Origin of the sequence: Belliella filtrata (assembly GCF_022549775.1) — a bacterium.
Taxonomy (GTDB): domain Bacteria; phylum Bacteroidota; class Bacteroidia; order Cytophagales; family Cyclobacteriaceae; genus Belliella; species Belliella filtrata.
In genome coordinates this window covers 22,466-41,868 of the sequence record NZ_JAKZGP010000029.1, presented here as the reverse complement: position 1 = coordinate 41,868, position 19,403 = coordinate 22,466, and the positions used below count along the sequence as shown (strand labels likewise).

The window sequence follows — 19,403 nt, the reverse complement described above, 5'->3', positions numbered from 1 at the left end:
TATATGTCAAAAATCCAAGTAAATAAACTCCACACTTTAACAGGACACAATGATTGCATCTATGCCTTGACCGAAGGCGTTGACCCTCAATACTTCTACACAGGAGCAGGAGATGGTATGGTAGTAGCATGGGATTTAGAAAACCCAAAAAATGGCAAACTTATCGCCAAACTTCCTCATTCGGTTTACGCTTTGGAAGTAGATCATGAAAAAAATCTATTAGTCATCGGTCACAATTTCGAAGGCATTCACGTTATCGATCTAGACCAAAACCGTGAATTGTGGTCTTTACAGATGACAGACCAATCTATCTTTGATATCAAAATAGTATTTGGAAAAGCCTACATAGGAACTGCTGACGGTCTTATCACTATCATTGACATGGAGCAAAGAGCTATCAAAAAACGGCTCAAGCTCAGCGACAAAAGTGCCAGGGTGATGGCAATAAACCCATACAACACACAGATGGCAATAGGCTTCAGTGATCATAGTGTGAAAATCATAGATCTCAAAAGCGATGAACCCATAGCCAATATGGAAGGGCATACAAATTCAGTCTTTGCACTTGCTTTTGCTCCAAATCAAAATAAAATATTCTCAGGTGGGAGAGATGCACATATCAAAATCTGGAACTCTATCAACTTTTCTCTTGAAGACGAAGTAGTAGCACATATGTATGCAATCAATTTTCTTGCTTTTCGTAATGATGGTAAGTATTTTGCTACTTGCAGCATGGATAAGTCAATCAAAGTATGGAGTACTGAAGATCACAAGCTCTTGAAAGTGATAGATAAAGCAAGGCATGCTGGGCATGGAACATCCATCAACAAAATAATCTGGAGTAACTATAATCAATCGATCATATCTGTGAGTGATGACAGAAGCATCTCCATTTGGCAACTAGAATTTTAACCTTATGAAAATAACAGCCTTAGAAATCAGAAAAAAATCCTTCGAAAAAAATTTTAGAGGATACGACAAAGAAGAAGTTGATGCATTTTTGAAACAGCTCTCTGAAGAATGGGAAAAAGTCAACGCTGACACTGAAGAGCTTCAAAAAAAGCTTGATGATAGCATCCGTGAAGCAAATAAAATGAAGGAAGTAGAGGCTTCACTCTTCAGAACTTTGAAAACTGCCGAAGATACCGGCGCTAGTATCATTGAAGAAGCAAATGAAGCTGCTGAATATATCGTGAGAGAAGCTCATCAAAATGCAGAATCAATGCTAAATGATGCTAAAACTAAATCTCAAAATCTGATAGAATCCGCAGAGACTAAGGCTAAACAAATCATGGAGGATCTTCAAAATGATGTCAGCTCATTGGTTCATGGCTATCAGAAACTCGTTCAACAGCGTGAACTTATCTTAAAAAATCTGAGAAAAATAGCTGAAGACATACACGACGACATCAGTGTTTCCACTAGCAACCTTGAAAAAGTAAATGTAAATGTTCATTTGGAAATGGTGGAAACCTTGAAAAAGTCTAATGCATTCACAATGGCAAATATGTCAAGTATCGAACAAGAAGAAATAGTCTTGAAGGAACAGGCCATGGAAGATGAAAGCCTAAAGCTAGCGCTTCCTAAAGAAGATGAGCCTATTTTAGTAAATAATACTCCTGAGTCAAATGATGAAGTTAGCGCCAAACCAGAACAGGAAGAGCTCGATCAAACGGAAGATATAAATAATGAATCTAAAAACCTCTCTACTCCAGCAGAAGTAATTGCAGAAAAAATCACGCATGAAGAGCCAAATGAGCAGCCTGAAGGAGACAAAAACAAAGGAAATAAAGGGAGTTCATTCTTTGATGAAATAGGATAATGGGGAAGGTATCGCTAGAAGGCATTGAATTTCATGCTTACCATGGGGTATTTTCTGAAGAAAATAAGCTAGGGAATAGATTTACTGTAGACATACATGTAGATGCTGATTTCAGGCAGGCTATGCTTCATGACACACTCAAAGACACCATTGATTACGCGAAAATCTACCAAATAGCAAAATCTCACATGCTTGAGCCGGTCAAGCTTTTGGAGCATTTGGCTCACTTGATGATCAAAGACATCCTCCTTACATATCCTCACGCTAAACAAGTAGCTATCACCATAAAGAAACATAACCCAGCCATTGGAGGTGTTGTGAATTATTCTGTTGTGACAGTAAACTACCCTGAAGATTATGATTAAACAAGCTTTACTTATTTGCCTTTTTATAGTTGGCTTCCAAACTTCTTTTGCTCAGCAGAACAAGCCCTACCAAATCTTCGACAAAGAAGGAACTGCGGTGTCAATAGATCAAATGTTCAAAGAAGCAAAATCGAAAGACTTGATTTTCTTCGGGGAACTACACAACAATGCCATAGTTCATTGGATTCAACTTCAACTACTTAAGAGTTTGTCTCAAACTGAGAGAAAGTTGATTCTTAGTGGTGAGTTTTTTGAAAGAGATGATCAGTTGAATATCGATGAGTGGTTTGGAGGTAAGATTAATGAAAAAAACTTTGAAGCTGAAGCGAAGCTTTGGAACAACTATCAAACAGATTACAGACCCCTTCTTCAGCATGCCAAAGAGAATAACATACCTTTTGTAGCAAGTAATATACCGCGCAAATATGCTTCCTTAGTAAGTAAAGAAGGGTTAGAATCATTGGAATCACTCAGTGAAGAAGCAAAAAAATACATAGCCCCACTTCCCATAAAAGTGGATATGAGCCTTCCTGGATATGCAGGGATGAAAGAAATGATGCATGGATCAGGCATGAATGCCGATTACATGATTCAAGCTCAGGCAATCAAAGATGCGACAATGGCTTTTTCACTTTTTGAATCCTTGGAAAACAAAAACCAAGTGTATCATATCAATGGAAGCTATCACAGTAACAATTATGAGGGGATAATCTGGTATATCAAACAAAAATTTCCTTCACAAAACCTCTTAACTATCTCAACTGTAGAGCAAGATCAAATAAATTCGCTTCAAAAGGAATCTCAAGGTATAGCAGACTATATCATCGTACTCCCTACAGACAGCCCAAAGAGTTACTGATCAATGTATAGCAAAGCAGAAAAATCAAAAATAAGGAAAGACTTTTGGACAGCATTTGGTCAGTACATGAAACCTGTACCATCAGCTGAAGGCACCAAAGTAAACTGGCCAAATTATAAAACTGGAGTAAAGCACTTATTTTTCAAGATGAAAGCAGAAAGAGATTTTGCATCTATTGGAATTGAGTTTACACATACAGATCTCGAATTGCAACAACTCTATTATGAACAAATGGAGGCATTTAAGCATATTTTACATGATACCTTAGGTGAAGAATGGCAGTGGTCTATGCATCACGAAGATGAGCACGGCAACTTGATATCTAAAGTGGAAAAGACTTTACATCAAGTCAATGTAATGAGTCAAAATGACTGGCCGAATATCATCTCCTTCCTCAAACCTAGAATTATCGCACTCGATGAGTTCTGGTCTAATATGAAGCCAGCATTTGAAGAGTTGTGATTGAATTAATTTATTCTATTTAGATTTCAATATGGCATGAATACGATTAAAGCTGTAATCTTCGATATGGATGGTGTTTTGATTGACTCTGAAAACTTTTGGTCTATCGCTGAGCATGAAATTTTTACTTCACTGGGCGTTCAAATCAATTCAAATGAAACTAAGATTACTAAAAGTATGACGACCAGTGAGGTTTCCAGGTTTTGGTATGACAAATTCCCATGGAAGGGTAAATCCCTAGCTGAAGTAGAGGAGATGGTGATCTCAAGAGTTATTGATCAGATAACAAATCAGGATTGTCAAATCCCTGGCATTGATGTATTTATTAAGTTATTGAAATCAAACAATTTTAAAATTGCTCTTGCTACTAATTCCCCAAAAAAAATCATCGATCCGGTAATCAATAAATTGGCTGTAAGTGAATGTTTTGACATTACTTTATCTGCTGATCAAGTTGTTTCTGGAAAACCTGATCCAGCTATTTACCTAAAAGCTGCCCATTTACTTCAAATTCATCCTACAGAATGTCTTGTGGTGGAAGATTCTACTTCTGGTATTCAGGCAGCAAAAAATGCCGGCATGGTCGTAGCTGGATTCACTAATCTTAACAAAAATAGTGGGCTAGGAATGGCAGATTATATGCTAAACTCATTCTGTAATTATGAACATCTCCCCCTTTGCTTTGATAAAACCAATACTAGTTCAAATAATTGTAAGTAACTATTGCCTTCAGGTATAGGTGGTTTCCAAGACTATCTGAAGCAAAAACTTCTTTTTTTCTTGGGAGTAAAAGTCCGTCAAAGTAATCGTTTTCAACTGTATTTACAACTTCATAACTATCTCGAAACTTACGCTTATAGCCTATCACTTCATGAGATTCTGGTAAAAAATAAAGGCTTATTTTTTTATCATCTTTAGTCAAAAGCTCTAATATTTCCGCCTCACGATTACCTGATATCTTAGCTTTATTCAGATAGCTCAAGGATTTAGCAACTTGTAAATGATTCATTGGAAAAGCTATGTCAACAAATGCAATTTGAAGCTCTTGTCTTTTATTCTGAAGAAACCCCTCATTGAGCACCTCATTATTGCCCATTTTATAGCTTGTCGTCAGTCCATCGAATGTCACTCTATGAGTTACGCTATCTTTCACCCACTTGGTCTTCCCTTCAAAAAAAGGTTTCATCCTGAACTCATACTCATTTTCAAGCTTCATTAGCTCATTCCCATCTGCATCATATTGTACGGTGCTGGTATTTACTTTAATGGTTTCTATATCTAACCAAGAATTTGCAGGGTCATGGTAGGAAATCGCACCTTGCAAAACCTCACTCATCATCTGCTCAGGTGAAGATGTGCAGCTACCGATCAAAGCACTCGCTATGATTAAATAAAACAATCTTACTTTCATGAATGCAAAAATAGCACATCAACCATAAAAATCACTCAATCTTGCAAGTTGCTTTTTATCAAGCACAATGATCTTTTTCCCATCAAACTCAATAAGTTCATCTTTCTTAAACTCTGAAAGTAGTCTTATAACCGTTTCAGTAGCAGTCCCCACCAATCCAGCAATTTCCTCTCGGCTTAGTACTACGTCGATTTTCTCTCCTTCTCCTCCATCTACTCCATAAGTATCACTTAGCTTTAATAAAGTAAATGCTAATCGCTCGCGAATTGTCTTTTGCGTAGCATCAGTCAACTTCTCTTCCATCAACCCCAGGTCATTGCATAGCGCCTTAGTCAATCTCCTGTGAAAATTATTATCCTCCACCAATACTTTCAAAAATGTCTCTTTCGGTACAAAGCAAATTTTAGCATCTTCTACTATCGTAGCGGTGTTGGAATACGCCTCCTCACCTAGCATGGATGAATAACCTAAAAAATCACCTTTTTTTGCTAACCTTATGATTTGCTCCTTACCATTGGATGCCGTCTTGAATACTTTCACAATTCCAGAACTAATACAGAAAACACCCAGAGGCTTAGTTCCTTCATAGAAAAGTATTTGACCTTTTTTGTGAGAGATGAAATTCTTGTTATCTGAAATATTGCAAAGATGTGATTCGCTTAAATCAGCAAACATGGAAAATTTTCGACTGAGGCAAAGTTCACACGGGCTGGCTTTTTCTCGTATCATAATAATGTTGGGGTGAATTTGAAATCAATGTTTAAATATACTCAAAAAACTAATGATTATCACCAATATCAAGCAAATCAATACTTACAATGTTGGTAAGTCAGAAATTTGGACATATTTGTTCGTCTCCGTATCAAATGTTAGAAAAATGTGCTGCTTGCCGTTGGTAATACCCAAATATGGAGCTTGGATGGTCTGATTGTAGGTACAGACTTGTGACAATGTCAATTGAGACAGCTTAACCCCTGGTGCTTTACATTCTATCAACAAAAAAGGAGCTCCACTCCTATTATAAACCAGTACATCAAACCTTTTTTGCAATGTATTGTATTTGAGCCCCTTCTCTACTGCAAATAAACTTTTGGGATAACTATACTCATTCAATAAGACCTGTACAATATGTTGCCTGACCCATTCTTCTGGAGTAAGGACCAAAAATTTCTTCCTCAAAGAATCAAAAACCATTAATCTCCCTTCTTCATCATTTTGAATTTTAAATTCAAAGGAAGGAAAGTTCAATGGTTCTTGGAGAAATTCATATTTATCTTGAAGCATACTGCAAATATGCAGTCATTTGCTCAAAGTCTAGCCAAAATTATTGCTTAGTTTTTTGTTAAGATCCTAAACTGATCCATCACCTTGTAAGTAGCTCGGGTCAAATCAGTTTTCATCTCAGGAGATGAATTATCAAATAGTCCAGATGTATATCCTTGCCACACTGTATTTCCTCGTTTATTGTCTATCACAAACACGACTAACATACCATCATTTTGAGCATATTTCACCTTATTATAATTCTCATCCTTTTCCTTTTTGTCATCACTTATTTCTTCTTCATCTTCAGCCACAAAATAGCTCTTTCTTTGGAGCCAATAGTCAAAATTTGGTTGATCATAGCCTCGGTACTTTACTTCTTCACGATAAACTTTGTAATTGACCAATAAATCAGGCTTTGTTTCTTGAAACCTAAATCCTTGAGATCCCAATCTATTAGAAATAGATCTCCTGATAATTTCTACTACTTCAAAGTCCTCATTATCATCTGGGTTATCGACAAAGCCAAAAGTCTTATACCTCTTGAAATTTGCAGAATAATTAAAATCATATTCTGCTATGTAATCTTTTTGAGTTACGCAGGATACTGCAAAGAGCAATAATACCATGCTTAGCGTTGTAAAATTTTTCATGTTTATGTAAGTATGGGTGTTTTTAAAATTTCTTACTAAACTAACTCGTTCAATATAATCAATGATTTCCAAATTTTGAAGAATTTCAAAAGCATAACTTCATACATTAATTTTTGTTTATAGAATATAGCTTATTGGAAGTCAAATAATTATGTCATTAATTTCTACTTAAACCCTCCCATTGTGTCAGAAATGCCGTAATTTGCTGCATTAGATTCAAAATCTGACTCCAAAAAAATAATTACATTTTAAGCAAAAATTTTATGGCGCTATTCATCATCGGTGATGTGCATGGTTGTTTTTATACCTACCTCAAGTTACTAGACTATTGGGAACCTAAGACTGAGACACTTATACAACTAGGAGATTTGATCGACAAAGGCAACTTTTCGCCACTTACAATTAAGTTGTCATTTGAAATTAAAAACACTTTCAAAAATAGTGTTCATTTCCTTAGGGGAAATCATGAACAAATGATGATCGATCATTTTCAGAAAAATAGCACACCATTCAACTGGCTTCATAATGGCGGAGCAGAGGTCATGCAGCAGTTTGACAAGCTCAATATCAATCCGTCAAAATATAAATCTTGGATAAACGAATTGCCCCTTTTTTGGGGAAATGATCATGTCCTTGTTTCCCATGCTGGCTTTTGCGGCATTGGAGACCCCTTTGACTTAAAAAATGGTAACAATGTACTTTGGAGCAGAAGACGCACGATCGATTTAAACAAAACTCAAGTAATAGGACATACTCCACTTACTGATGAGAGACCACAGTATTATGCTTCAAGTCGTACATGGAATATAGATACAGGTGCATATAAAGGGAACTTGTTATCAGGAATCAAATTAGAAAATGATGAAACGCTCATTGAACATCTATCTGTCCCTACTGACCCTAGAGATATTACATGATACATTCATAACCTTAATTTAATCTGGGGCAGCTTACACAAAGTCTTCCCCTTTTTGTTTCGCATCAGAAACAAACTCTCTAAACTTTTTTTCTGCATCTAGTTCGCAGATTAGCAGCACATTATCTGAGTCGTTGATGAGGTAATTTTTCAAGCCTTGCACCACTACCAGTTTATCTTTTGGCGCTTTGACAAAGCATCCTTCCGTATCATATACAAGTGCATTTGCTTCAATTACGTTTTCTGACTCATCTTTTTCTTTGATCTCATGTAAACTCATCCAAGAACCTAAATCAGACCACCCAAAATCACCTAAAACAACATACACCTCATCGGATTTTTCCATTATCCCAAAATCAATTGATATATTTTTTACTAGGGTATATGCTCTATTGATAAAGTCTCCTTCACTACTACTGAAATAATGCTGCTCACCTTCTTCAAAAACTTCGGCCACTTCAGGCATATATTTTTCAAATGCAGCTATGATACTATCCACTTTCCAGACAAACATCCCTGAATTCCAGACAAAATCTCCACTATCTACAAAAGTTTTTGCAAGCTTAGCATTTGGCTTTTCAGTGAAAGTTTTTACTTTTTTGGCAACAGATTTTTCATTAATTAAGTATTGAATATAGCCGTAACCTGTCTCTGGACGGTTTGGACGAATCCCTATTGTTATCAAATTATTATTTACCTCTGCGGCCTTTAGCGCTTTAGATATTTTATCCAAGAAATTATCTTCCTTCAATATCAAGTGATCCGCTGGCGTCACTATTACTTTTGCGTTACGATTCCTGCTTGCAATTTTATAACTCGCATATGCCACACAAGTAGCTGTATTTCTTCTGAGTGGTTCAGTCAAAATTTGGCTCTCTGGAACTTCCGGCAATTGCTCCCTGACAATATGTTCATAGTTTTTATTGGTCACTACAAAGAACATCTCTGGTGTAGAAATCTTCAAAAACCTATCATAAGTCATCTGAAGCAATGTCCTTCCAGTGCTTAAAATATCCAAAAATTGCTTAGGTCTTTCATGTCTGCTATAAGGCCAAAACCTTGACCCTATTCCTCCTGCCATGATTACTACATATGGTTGTTCTTGCATTTATTTTGACATTAAACGATTCCTTCTTTCATTAAATCATGAATATGGACAAATCCTGCGACATTTTCTCCATCCATTGCCACAAGTTGGGTAATATTGAAATTCTTCATCATATTCAATGCTCTAATCGCAAACTCTTCTTTGGCAATTATCTTTGGGTTGAGCGTCATGATCTCCTTGGCACTCACATGCTTGATATCTGCCCCAGACTGCAACATTCTCCTGAGGTCACCATCAGTGATGATGCCTTGCAGTTTCCCAAAATCATCGACTACTGCGGTAGCTCCAAGCCTTTTGGTACTGATTTCTACAATAATCTCGGTCAAAGATGCCTCCAAACTCACTATGGGCACCTGATTCTTAGGTATTACATCTGATACTGTTAGGTATAGCTGCTTTCCTAAAGCTCCACCAGGATGATATTTTGCAAAATCCTCAGATGTAAATCCTCTTGCTTCTAGCAAACAAATGGCAAGAGCATCACCCATGGCCATATGCACTGTAGTGCTTGTTGTAGGTGCCAAGTTATTAGGACAAGCTTCTTCTGCAATAGTTGCATTCAAAATAAAATCCGCTTGCTCAGCAAGGTAGCTATTCACATTACTTACCAAGGCAATGAGTTTTGAACCCAATCTTTTCAACAAAGGTACAAGTACCCTAATTTCTGGTGTATTACCACTTTTGGAAATACAAATTACAAAATCATCTTCCTGAATCATCCCCAGATCACCATGGATAGCATCAGCTGCATGCATGAATAACGCAGGTGTTCCCGTAGAGTTTAGCGTAGCAACAATCTTATGGGCAACTATTGCACTTTTTCCAATTCCAGTAATCACTACCCTACCAGTAGAGGACAAAATAGCCTCAACACACGCTTCAAAATCATCATCTATGTAATTTATGAGATTTTGTAAGGCATCTGACTCCTTTTGAAGCACTTCTATAGCGCTTGTTTTAATATTTTTTGTTAATTTCAATTTTGAGCGGCTTAATCATTAAATTTGTACCAAAGGTAAAAAAGAAATCCTTAAAGTTTAATGAAAGCTGAAAAGCGAGACATTTAAACATGCACGTGAAGTGGATCAAAAAGTAAAAGATAATCTCAAACAAATATTCGGCTTTAGCCAGTTCCGAGGGAACCAAGAAGCTATTGTAGACAATATTCTCGGTGGTAGCAATACATTTGTGATCATGCCAACAGGTGCTGGAAAATCTCTTTGCTACCAACTACCAGCTGTCATCAAGGGTGGAACAGCTGTAGTAATTTCCCCCTTAATTGCATTGATGAAGAATCAGGTTGATCAACTCAATGCCTTTGGTATCAATGCCTATTTCTTGAATTCAACATTGAATAAATCAGAATCCACCAAGGTCAAAAAAGAAGTTCTAGCAGGAAAAACCAAACTTCTCTACGTGGCTCCAGAGTCATTGACCAAAGAGGAAAACATTCAATTCCTCAAAGAAGCACAGCTTAGTTTTGTTGCGATAGATGAAGCACACTGTATTTCAGAGTGGGGACATGATTTTCGTCCAGAATACAGAAAGATAAAATCCATAATCGGTCAGATAGGCGAAAACTTGCCTATCATAGCACTGACAGCGACAGCAACTCCAAAAGTTCAGCAAGACATTCAAAGAAACCTTCAAATGGAGGAGGCGGATTTGTTCAAATCTTCATTTAACAGGACAAACTTATACTATGAAGTTCGTCCAAAAGTTAAAAATGAGACAAAAAAACAAATCATAAAATACATCAAAAGCCAAAAAGGTAAATCAGGAATCATTTATTGCCTAAGTCGAAAGAAAGTAGAAGAAATTGCTGAGCTACTCAAAGTAAATGGCGTAAGTGCAGCTCCTTATCATGCTGGTCTTGACCAAAGTGTAAGAGTCAAAAATCAGGATGATTTTCTAAATGAAGAAGTGGATGTGATTGTAGCCACCATAGCTTTTGGGATGGGTATAGACAAACCTGATGTGCGTTACGTCATACACTATGATGTACCCAAGTCATTGGAAGGATACTATCAGGAGACTGGAAGAGCTGGAAGAGACGGACTTGAAGGACATTGCTTGATGTTTTACAAATATGATGACATCATCAAGCTAGAAAAGTTCAATAAAGACAAGCCAGTAACTGAAAGAGAGAATGCTAGGGTGCTTTTACAAGAAATGGCAGCATATGCTGAAAGCACTGTATGTAGAAGAAAATCTTTGCTTCATTACTTTGGTGAATACATGGAGAAAGATTGTGGCTTCTGTGACAATTGTAAGCATCCTAAAGAAAAATTTGAAGGCAAGGAATTATTGACTCATGCCATAGAGGCTGTAAAGGCTACGAATAGTCGATTCAATATAGATCATATCGTTAATGTGATCCGTGGAGAGCAAAATGAATATATGGTCAGTTATAGTCATGATAAATTGGATATCTTTGGCATTGGCAAAGATGAAGACGAAAGACTATGGAAAACAGTTATTCGTCAGGCCATGATCAATAATTTTCTAGAAAAAGATATTGAAAACTATGGAGTCATCAAAATCACACCAAAAGGTCTTGAGTACTTAGCTGCTCCATATAGTATCATGATGAGCAAAGATCATGATTTTGAACAAATGCTCATTGATGAGACCCCTGACGAAATTTCCTCTGATGGGAAATCATATGATGAAAACCTATTTGAGTTACTAAAAGCCGAACGGAAAAAAGTCGCAAAATCCAAAGGACTACCTCCATATGTAATATTTCAAGACCCCTCCTTGGAAGAAATGGCCACAGTATACCCTACCACAAAAGAGGAATTAGCCCAGATCAATGGGGTTGGTATGGGAAAAGTGACTAAATTTGGATCTTCATTTCTCAAATTGATTGCCGAATATGTAGAGGAAAATGATATCATGACAGCCTCAGATGTGGTTGTCAAAACTTCCGGAAGTAGGTCAAAAGTCAAAATATCTATCATTCAGCAGATAGATAGAAAAATTGATTTAGACGAAATAGCAGGCAATCTAAATGTTTCAATGGCGGAGCTATTGCATGAAATCGAACAGATCATCTACAGTGGCACCAAGTTGAATATTAATTACTATATCGAAAATATCATGGATGAAGAAAGAGAAGATATTCTCCATGATTATTTCATGACTGCTGATTCAGACAATATTAAAAAGGCATTGGATGAACTAGAGGACGACGATTTTGCTGAAGAGGAAATCCGAGTTTACAGAGTGAAGTTCATATCTGACCATGCCAACTAAACAGACAACTAGCTAATGAATATATTATTGCTTGGAAGCGGAGGACGTGAACACGCCTTTGCTTGGAAAATTGTAAATAGTCAAAACTGTACGAAACTTTTTGTTGCCCCTGGCAATGCAGGTACGTCCGCAATTGCCGAGAACGTGGCCTTATCTATTAACGACTTCGATGCCATTACAGCCTTTGTTCTAGAAAAAGAGATCAATATGGTCGTGGTAGGTCCAGAAGAACCTTTAGTAAGAGGAATAGTTGACCATTTTCAAAACAATCCTTTGACAGCAAACATACCAATTATAGGACCAAGTCAAGAAGGTGCTAGAATGGAAGGATCCAAGGACTTTTCAAAGCAGTTTATGGAAAGGCATGGAATACCTACTGCTGTATCAGCTACCTTTACAAAAGAGACTCTTGAAGAAGGCCTGAACTATTTAGAAGCTCAAGCCATACCAGTAGTACTCAAAGCAGATGGACTTGCAGCTGGAAAAGGTGTGTTGATTTGTCAAAGCCATCAAGAAGCTAAAGAATCACTCAAAGGAATGTTAGTAGATGGCATGTTTGGAGAAGCATCTTCCAAAGTAGTTGTTGAGCAATTCCTTGACGGTATTGAATTATCAGTATTTGTAGCAACAGATGGCAAAAGTTATAAAATCTTACCTGAAGCCAAAGACTATAAAAGAATTGGTGAAGCAGATACTGGATTGAATACAGGTGGTATGGGAGCCGTAAGTCCCGTTCCTTTTGCAGATGATGCATTTATGCAGAAAGTAGAAGAGCGAGTAGTTATCCCTACAGTCAAAGGATTGGAAAAAGATAATATACGATATACAGGCTTCTTATTCATAGGTCTGATGAATATAGGCGGAGATCCATATGTGATTGAATATAATGTTCGCATGGGAGATCCTGAAACTCAAGCAGTACTTCCAAGGATAAAAAGTGATTTTACAGATTTGCTTCATGCAATGGGTACCATGCAGCTTGACAAGTATGAGATAGAATTACAGCCATTCACAACTACCACTGTAGTGATGGTAGCAGGTGGTTATCCTGGCTCCTATCCAAAAGGTGATGTCATCACTGGACTTGCTTCACTTTCAACTCCATCTAATAAGTCTTTGGTATTCCATGCTGGTACAAGTCAGGATAATTCTGGAGATGTGGTTACCAATGGTGGAAGAGTGCTAGCCGTTACTGGTATAGGTGATGATGTAGAAAGTGCTCTCTCTAATGCTTATCAGACAGTTTCTTCAATTTCATGGAACAAGCATTATTTCAGAAAGGATATCGGTCTGGATATTTTGAAATTAATAAAGTAAACCCAATTCAAAGAGGAGAATAGCTCCCTAGATATATACATATATTATGGCTGGATGTAGTAGCTGCTCGACCACTTCAGGAGGAAGTGGTGGATGCCAAAATAATGGCACATGTGGTACGAGCGATTGTAATAAAATGAATGCTTTCGACTGGCTCTCGCATATGGGAATCCCAGTAGTAGATAAATTTGACATAGTAGAAGTAAAGTTCAAAGGTGGTCGTAAAGAATACTATAGAAATGTAGACCATTTGCCTTTGACTACAGGAGATCCAGTAGTCGTCGACGTACCCAACGGTCATCATATTGGATGGGTTTCGTTACAAGGTGAACTGGTCAGACTTCAGATGCAAAAACGAAAAATCAAAGATGATGATGACATCTTAAGAATCTACCGTGTAGCAAACCAAAAAGACATAGAAAAGTGGGAAGAAGCTAAAAATAGAGAAGTTCCTACAATCTACAGGTCAAAACAAATCATTGATGAGTTGCAGCTCAACATGAAGCTCTCAGACGTTGAGTTCCAAGCGGATAACAGCAAAGCAACTTTCTTTTATTCCGCTGAAGACCGTGTAGATTTCCGTGAATTGATCAAATTATTGGCTTTTGAGTTCAAAATCAGGGTAGAAATGCGTCAAATAAGCCTAAGGCAAGAAGCTGGCAGGCTTGGTGGAATAGGCGTATGTGGAAGAGAGTTATGCTGCTCTACTTGGATACATGATTTCAAAAGTGTAAGTACCTCGGCAGCCAGGTATCAGAACTTGTCACTGAATCCTACCAAACTATCAGGTCAATGCGGTAGACTAAAGTGTTGTCTTAATTATGAGCTAGATACTTACATGTCTGCCTTAGAAGATATACCAACTGTAGATAAGCCACTTTTAACAGAGGCAGGACCAGCTAAACTACAGAAAACCGATATATTCAGAAAATTGATGTGGTTCAGTTACAATAACGAAAACAACTGGCACTCGATTACTTGTGACCGTGTTAAAGAAATTCAATCACTCAATGCAAAAAATGTAAAGCCCTTTGACCTTCAAAATGACCATGCAGCAGAGGCTGAAAACAAGGCAGCAAAAGCAACCTTGGAACTAGAAGCTCTTGACAAGAAATTTGCGTCTCAGAAAAAAAAGAAGAAAAAGAAAAAACCAAGAAGCAAAGAACTTTCAGAAGGAGCTACCAATCCAACTCAATCTCAAGCCAAACCTGCCAATGGTAATAAAGCGGGTGGGCGTACAAGCCCAAAAAATGACACAAACAAACCTGATCAAGAAAACGACAAAAACAAGAATAGAAATCCTCGTCAAGGTAGAAGAAGACCCGCTCCAAAAGCAAATTCTACCCCTTCAAACCAAAACGACAATGATGCTGGACAAAAAGTAAAATCTTCAAGTCCTAGACCAAAACCTACAGCTGAAACAAAAACTGATTCAAATCCAAATAGGCAAAATAGACCAAGTGAGAATCGAAACGGCGGCAAAAGAAAATTCCCACCAAGAAAAGGTGGGGCAAGTAATCAAGACGACCAAAAGCCAAAAAATCCAAATGACCAATAAGCTTTTGATAGTTTTCGTATCATGTATAGGTATGATGTTATTCTCCTGTGGAGGAGATAGAGTATTTGAGGAATACCATGGAATGGAATCAAAAAGCTGGCTGATAACAGATACAGTCAGCTTTTATCTTTCTCCAACCAAATACAATACAACAGCTTTGGTAAGTATTAAGTATAATTCGGACTATGCTTACAGGAACCTCTATGTGAAATACATCCTTACAGATACGCTCAATAATAATATAGAGTCACAATTGGTCAATATTAGACTTTTTGATGGTCAAAGCGGAAAACCCACAGGGAAAGGTTATGGAAGTACCTATACCAGAATGGATACACTTCCTTTGCAAATAAATAATAACTACAGCAAGGTACAATTTATACAGTACATGAGAGTAGATAAGCTAGAAGGAATAGAAGCCATAGGTTTTAGGCAGAATAAAATCCATAATGATTCATCGAATTAAATCACATCGATTGGATCTTTTCCAGACCAAAACTGCCTACTAAAGTAGTATCTCCAAGGCCATTTTTTTTCTCTCAATTGCATGGGATGATATACAAAAGCTTCTTTCGAACTAACTGCTTCATATAGCCGCTCATCATCAGTCAGAATAGCTTCTAAATATCCCTCACCCTCCTTATAAATGGATAAATCAACCCAAGTAGAATCATCGAAAACTTCTAATTTCAGAGATTCATTGGATAAAGCAAGCTTCTTTTTAAGAGACCAGTCTATATCAAAACCAAAAGGTTCTTCACGCAAAAGAGGAAATGCTTTTCCCTGAGACTGTAATTCAACAAAAAGCAAATAATCTCTTAACATCTTTACACCAGGATTCTCAAGCTGTTGTTTTTTAAAATCAGAGGATTTCAAGCTAGTGATCATGGTAATTTTCTTTCTGGCTCTTGTAATGGCCACATTGAGACGATTGACCCCACCCATTTTAGACAATGATCCAAAATTTGCAATAAATCTCCCTGATTTGTTCTTAGCATAACCTAATGAATAAATCACCCAATCAAACTCATCTCCTTGAACATTTTCAATGTTCTTCACTGATACTGATGAGATATTAGTAAATCCTCCGTTCTGAATCATTTCAGATATCAGCTCCATTTGAGCATAATTGAAGGTAATCACCCCTATTGAAACTGAAGGATCCGCTTCGAGAATGCTTTTGACTTCCTCAAGGACTTCTTCTGCTTCAACCCTATTTTGCTGATTTTCCCAAACACCTGCCACTTGTCTGATTTTATAGGCTTGCTCTTGCTTGTTGAAAACTTCTCGGTTTACCAACATACTGAGCCTATTCTGATAGAAATGTTGATTTGAAAATTGGATAAGAGATCTCTGCTCACTTCTGTAATGACCTTTGAGCCAAAATTTCTTAAAATAACCTGAGGCTAAAGACAATATAGAGACTTGTTCCAAGTCATCTCCCTCCTCAGCTGCTTCTAATCTACTCTGGTAAAAATCATATGGCTGTAACTGCTGCGTATCTCCAGCGACGACCACTTGTTTCCCCCTGAGCATTGCAGGAATACCGCGCTCTACATAGCACTGGGATGCCTCGTCGAATATCACCAAATCGAACTGTGCTTTCATCGGAAATAAGGCTGAAACGGTCTCTGGAGAAGCCAACCAACATGGAAGTAGCTTGAAAAGCTCTTCTTCAAAATTCTCTACCAAAGACTTGATTGCCCAGATTTTTCGCTTTTTTGACACTTGATGTAACAGTTTTCTATATGTTACCAAATTATTGAGCCGGTTGTATGTCAATCCTTGGACCGCTTGTTCCCTAAGCCGTATCTCTGAAATATATTGAGACAGTCTCCACTTTTCTTCTACAGCTTGAATCAACTCTTCTTGGATTGCTCGAAACTTCACTCCTCCAATCTCTCTCAATACTGGGTATTTCGCCTCTATGTGTTCTATCCATGCATTGCTCAACGACATCAAAAAAGTGTGTCTAAGCCTATCAAAATCATCATCAGGAAATGTAAACAAAACCTTCTCAATTACAGCTTGCTCTTCTTTACCCATCTTATTTCTTAGGGTATCAAATGCCACCAGCTCATCAAAAACTTGAGTCACCTCATTTGAAATCTCAGTAAGCGTGTCGTTTGACAAATCTGAAACCAAATGTTGAATCTGAATTTTGCTAAAGTAAATCCCCCACTGATTTAGTTTTTGACTGAGTTCGTCTACATTTTCCAATATTTTACCAATAAGCTCCACGATTTGACTAGCTGTAAGTCCTTGGTCGAGGATCAGGCTATTGAGCTCATTGAATTCACCACTCACTTTTCTAGCACGCAATGCATCGAAGAGTAGCGCACTTGTGTGATTAAATGAAACAAAATCAAAAGGCTTGCTAGGTAAATCTAGCCACGGTTTTCTGTCCAATAAGGTATATTGGTGATTCAAGTTCAACCTGTTATCCAACTTTTTAATAAGAATCCCTAAGTCATGAACTGTGTCATTAAGGCCCTCTTCTTTGAGGAGAGACTTTACTTGAGAAAATTTTTCTCCTGCAAACTTGGCTTTTACTTTTCCCCACCAAGAAGATTGTGCTTCGTCATAGAGAAGCGTAAGCTGTAAAACTTCTTGAACCTCACCATCCTCCACTTTCCATGTGACTCCTTCTTGAGACAAAATTGACTTAACTGCTTCCAATTTATTTTCCAACCATAGCAAATCGATCTGCTCAGCAGGCACTTGTAAAAGTCGGTCAAAAACTTCCTGAACTTCCTTGTTGTCAATAACTTGAACTATCGAACGCAGCTTATCTCTCTGCTCATAGAATGAAAATAAATTCGCAGCTTCTAAATCATCAAACTTTTTGAAGGTTGACTCAAACTTTTCTCGAAATTGTATGATCTCCGAAATAGAATCCTTTATCCTATTTACTGCCAATGGCCCAAATGAACTGAAATCTACTCTGTGAAGCCAAAAAGAATTAGCTTGTTGGTATTTTTTTGCAAATACGGAGAACTCATTAAAATCACGGAGAAACGTTCCAATCGTATCCCAATGAAAATTTTTGTAAAATTGAGTCAAATCAAAACCTGTATGACTTTGTTCGGCTGTCATGTAGAGTTTCTTGATCGGAACACCACATTCTTCTGTATTGTATAAGGCCTTTTTGAACTCCTCTAAATACTCCAAATGGCTACTTATGGTTCTAGAAAGAATCGAAAATTCTCGCTCCAACTGCATAGCATTTACACTACGATTGAGCACTTTGTATCGCTCTACTGATTCAATTTGGGACTTTATCTTAGCATACAGTTCCTTGCGATCTGACCGAAAATCATGGACTAGTGCTAAAAATTCTCCAAACCCCTTTTCTTTAAGTCTTTTGAATACAACATCCAGCGCTGCACGCTTTTGCGACACTACCAACACTTTTTTGCCCCTGGCAATATAGTCTACGACAAGGTTACTGATCAACTGAGATTTGCCTGTCCCAGGTGGACCTTCTACGACGCAAGATTGACCTGACCTTACTGCCTTTACGACTTCCTCTTGGCTGGCATCTAGAGGAAAAACATGGTATAATTGATCTTCCTTTGGTTCTTGAAGATCGTCTTCTATTGCAAACTGATCAGAAAAAAGCTCTTCCAAAGACAATGCAGAGGATTCATTCATCAATATTTGATAATCCTCCATTAGAAAACTTGCCTTTTGAGAAAATTGACCTATCACGGCATAAGGCTGTAGCTTGAGCTCTCCTACATTGAAATTCTCATCATCCACCTCTCTAGAAGATTCTGGAAATCTCTCAAGGTTATTTTCATAAAGCCTACTGTTGAAATTGATGGAAAAATGAGTCTTGAGCAAATCATACAACATGGTCAAAAACTCTTTGGGCTCCTCAGGAATATTTGCTAGTGACAATTCATCACCCTTGACCAAATTAGCCTCATAGATATGCTGGTAGGCAAGACAAAAAGCTTTGTTAAGAAAAGGTAACTCTTGACTGTCCTTTCGAAGTACCCAATCCCCGTTCTTTTGTATCACAGACACCGGAAAAAGTACTAATGGGCACCTTATCAACTGTCCATTGAGCATTTTACCCTCCACAAATGGATAGCCTAGATACAAACTCTTCTCTCCTGTCTCTTCCTCATTGCTATTCACTTGCTGTAGAATAGCGCGAATCTTTTTAGTTGAGATGTTGACATCCTGATCTCTAGGGTCTACAAGAGAATGTAAAGTAAATCCCTCCTCTTTATTGAGAAGGAACTTGATATAATCATGCGCTGGATGATGGTTCAAAAAATCTAAACTTTTCACATCCAACAGCTGACTCGCATATAGTTTAGGCAGGTACAATGACCTGTTTCTACTGCTTATATCAGTCAGTCTATTGAGATAAATCTGAAAAGTTTCTTTGAGCATGAGG

At 37.5% G+C, this 19,403-nt stretch carries 18 protein-coding genes; 11 read left to right on the top strand and 7 right to left on the bottom strand.

Annotated features, from left to right (window positions below; all coding sequences use genetic code 11):
• The first annotated feature begins 3 nt into the window (after positions 1-3).
• From MM239_RS11925 to MM239_RS11900, 6 genes are read left to right on the top strand one after another with little or no spacing between them, the layout of a single operon-like run.
• On the top strand, positions 4-912 hold the full coding sequence (locus tag MM239_RS11925) for a WD40 repeat domain-containing protein (protein WP_241348470.1): 909 nt from the start codon (positions 4-6) through the stop codon (positions 910-912).
• 4 nt (positions 913-916) lie between these two features.
• Positions 917-1,822, top strand: coding sequence for a DivIVA domain-containing protein (locus MM239_RS11920; protein WP_241348469.1), 906 nt, complete (start codon positions 917-919; stop codon positions 1,820-1,822).
• Positions 1,822-2,187, top strand: a complete 366-nt coding sequence (gene folB / locus MM239_RS11915) for a dihydroneopterin aldolase (RefSeq protein ID WP_241348468.1) — start codon at positions 1,822-1,824, stop codon at positions 2,185-2,187. Before MM239_RS11920 ends, folB begins: the two co-directional genes overlap by 1 nt.
• A complete protein-coding gene (locus MM239_RS11910; protein WP_241348467.1) occupies positions 2,180-3,046 on the top strand; it encodes a ChaN family lipoprotein in 867 nt (288 codons plus the stop codon). Before folB ends, MM239_RS11910 begins: the two co-directional genes overlap by 8 nt.
• A gap of 3 nt (positions 3,047-3,049) precedes the next feature.
• Entirely contained in the window at positions 3,050-3,508 is a 459-nt protein-coding gene (locus MM239_RS11905) for a DUF4268 domain-containing protein (RefSeq protein WP_241348466.1), read from the top strand.
• 36 nt (positions 3,509-3,544) lie between these two features.
• On the top strand, positions 3,545-4,228 hold the full coding sequence (locus MM239_RS11900) for an HAD family hydrolase (RefSeq protein ID WP_241348465.1): 684 nt from the start codon (positions 3,545-3,547) through the stop codon (positions 4,226-4,228).
• Here MM239_RS11900 and MM239_RS11895 read toward each other — a convergent pair.
• The 4 genes from MM239_RS11895 to MM239_RS11880 all read right to left on the bottom strand — a co-directional run bounded on the left by MM239_RS11895 (position 4,206) and on the right by MM239_RS11880 (position 6,835).
• Positions 4,206-4,919, bottom strand: a complete 714-nt coding sequence (locus MM239_RS11895; RefSeq protein WP_241348464.1) for a hypothetical protein — start codon at positions 4,917-4,919, stop codon at positions 4,206-4,208. The two genes, MM239_RS11900 and MM239_RS11895, sit on opposite strands and share 23 nt — an antisense overlap.
• A gap of 18 nt (positions 4,920-4,937) precedes the next feature.
• The gene (locus MM239_RS11890) at positions 4,938-5,594 is read right to left on the bottom strand and encodes a Crp/Fnr family transcriptional regulator (RefSeq protein ID WP_241348463.1); all 657 of its coding nucleotides are present in this window, start codon (positions 5,592-5,594) and stop codon (positions 4,938-4,940) included.
• Between the two features lie 138 nt (positions 5,595-5,732).
• On the bottom strand, positions 5,733-6,203 hold the full coding sequence (locus tag MM239_RS11885; RefSeq protein ID WP_241348462.1) for a type I restriction enzyme HsdR N-terminal domain-containing protein: 471 nt from the start codon (positions 6,201-6,203) through the stop codon (positions 5,733-5,735).
• A 47-nt stretch (positions 6,204-6,250) separates the two neighbouring features.
• A complete protein-coding gene (locus tag MM239_RS11880; protein WP_241348461.1) occupies positions 6,251-6,835 on the bottom strand; it encodes a DUF4136 domain-containing protein in 585 nt (194 codons plus the stop codon).
• Positions 6,836-7,098: 263 nt separating this feature from the next.
• Between MM239_RS11880 and MM239_RS11875 the strand changes: the two genes are divergently transcribed.
• Positions 7,099-7,752, top strand: coding sequence for a metallophosphoesterase (locus MM239_RS11875; RefSeq protein ID WP_241348460.1), 654 nt, complete (start codon positions 7,099-7,101; stop codon positions 7,750-7,752).
• A gap of 33 nt (positions 7,753-7,785) precedes the next feature.
• Here MM239_RS11875 and MM239_RS11870 read toward each other — a convergent pair whose 3' ends face one another.
• On the bottom strand, positions 7,786-8,859 hold the full coding sequence (locus MM239_RS11870) for a mannose-1-phosphate guanylyltransferase (RefSeq protein ID WP_241348459.1): 1,074 nt from the start codon (positions 8,857-8,859) through the stop codon (positions 7,786-7,788).
• An 11-nt stretch (positions 8,860-8,870) separates the two neighbouring features.
• A complete protein-coding gene (locus MM239_RS11865; protein WP_241348458.1) occupies positions 8,871-9,839 on the bottom strand; it encodes a KpsF/GutQ family sugar-phosphate isomerase in 969 nt (322 codons plus the stop codon).
• 100 nt (positions 9,840-9,939) lie between these two features.
• Between MM239_RS11865 and recQ the strand changes: the two genes are divergently transcribed.
• From recQ to MM239_RS11845, 4 genes are all read left to right on the top strand, one after another.
• Complete coding sequence (recQ, locus tag MM239_RS11860) at positions 9,940-12,117, top strand: DNA helicase RecQ (RefSeq protein WP_241348457.1); 2,178 nt, start codon at positions 9,940-9,942, stop codon at positions 12,115-12,117.
• Between the two features lie 15 nt (positions 12,118-12,132).
• Positions 12,133-13,434 (top strand): phosphoribosylamine--glycine ligase, encoded by a 1,302-nt coding sequence (gene purD / locus MM239_RS11855; RefSeq protein ID WP_241348456.1) that lies wholly within the window; start codon positions 12,133-12,135, stop codon positions 13,432-13,434.
• Between the two features lie 136 nt (positions 13,435-13,570).
• On the top strand, positions 13,571-14,992 hold the full coding sequence (gene ricT, locus MM239_RS11850; RefSeq protein WP_241348486.1) for a regulatory iron-sulfur-containing complex subunit RicT: 1,422 nt from the start codon (positions 13,571-13,573) through the stop codon (positions 14,990-14,992).
• The gene (locus MM239_RS11845; protein WP_241348455.1) at positions 14,982-15,458 is read left to right on the top strand and encodes a gliding motility lipoprotein GldH; all 477 of its coding nucleotides are present in this window, start codon (positions 14,982-14,984) and stop codon (positions 15,456-15,458) included. Before ricT ends, MM239_RS11845 begins: the two co-directional genes overlap by 11 nt.
• On the opposite strand, the gene MM239_RS11840 is transcribed toward MM239_RS11845, so the two are convergent.
• Positions 15,455-19,399, bottom strand: coding sequence for an AAA domain-containing protein (locus MM239_RS11840; RefSeq protein ID WP_241348454.1), 3,945 nt, complete (start codon positions 19,397-19,399; stop codon positions 15,455-15,457). The two genes, MM239_RS11845 and MM239_RS11840, sit on opposite strands and share 4 nt — an antisense overlap.
• Positions 19,400-19,403: the final 4 nt, after the last annotated feature.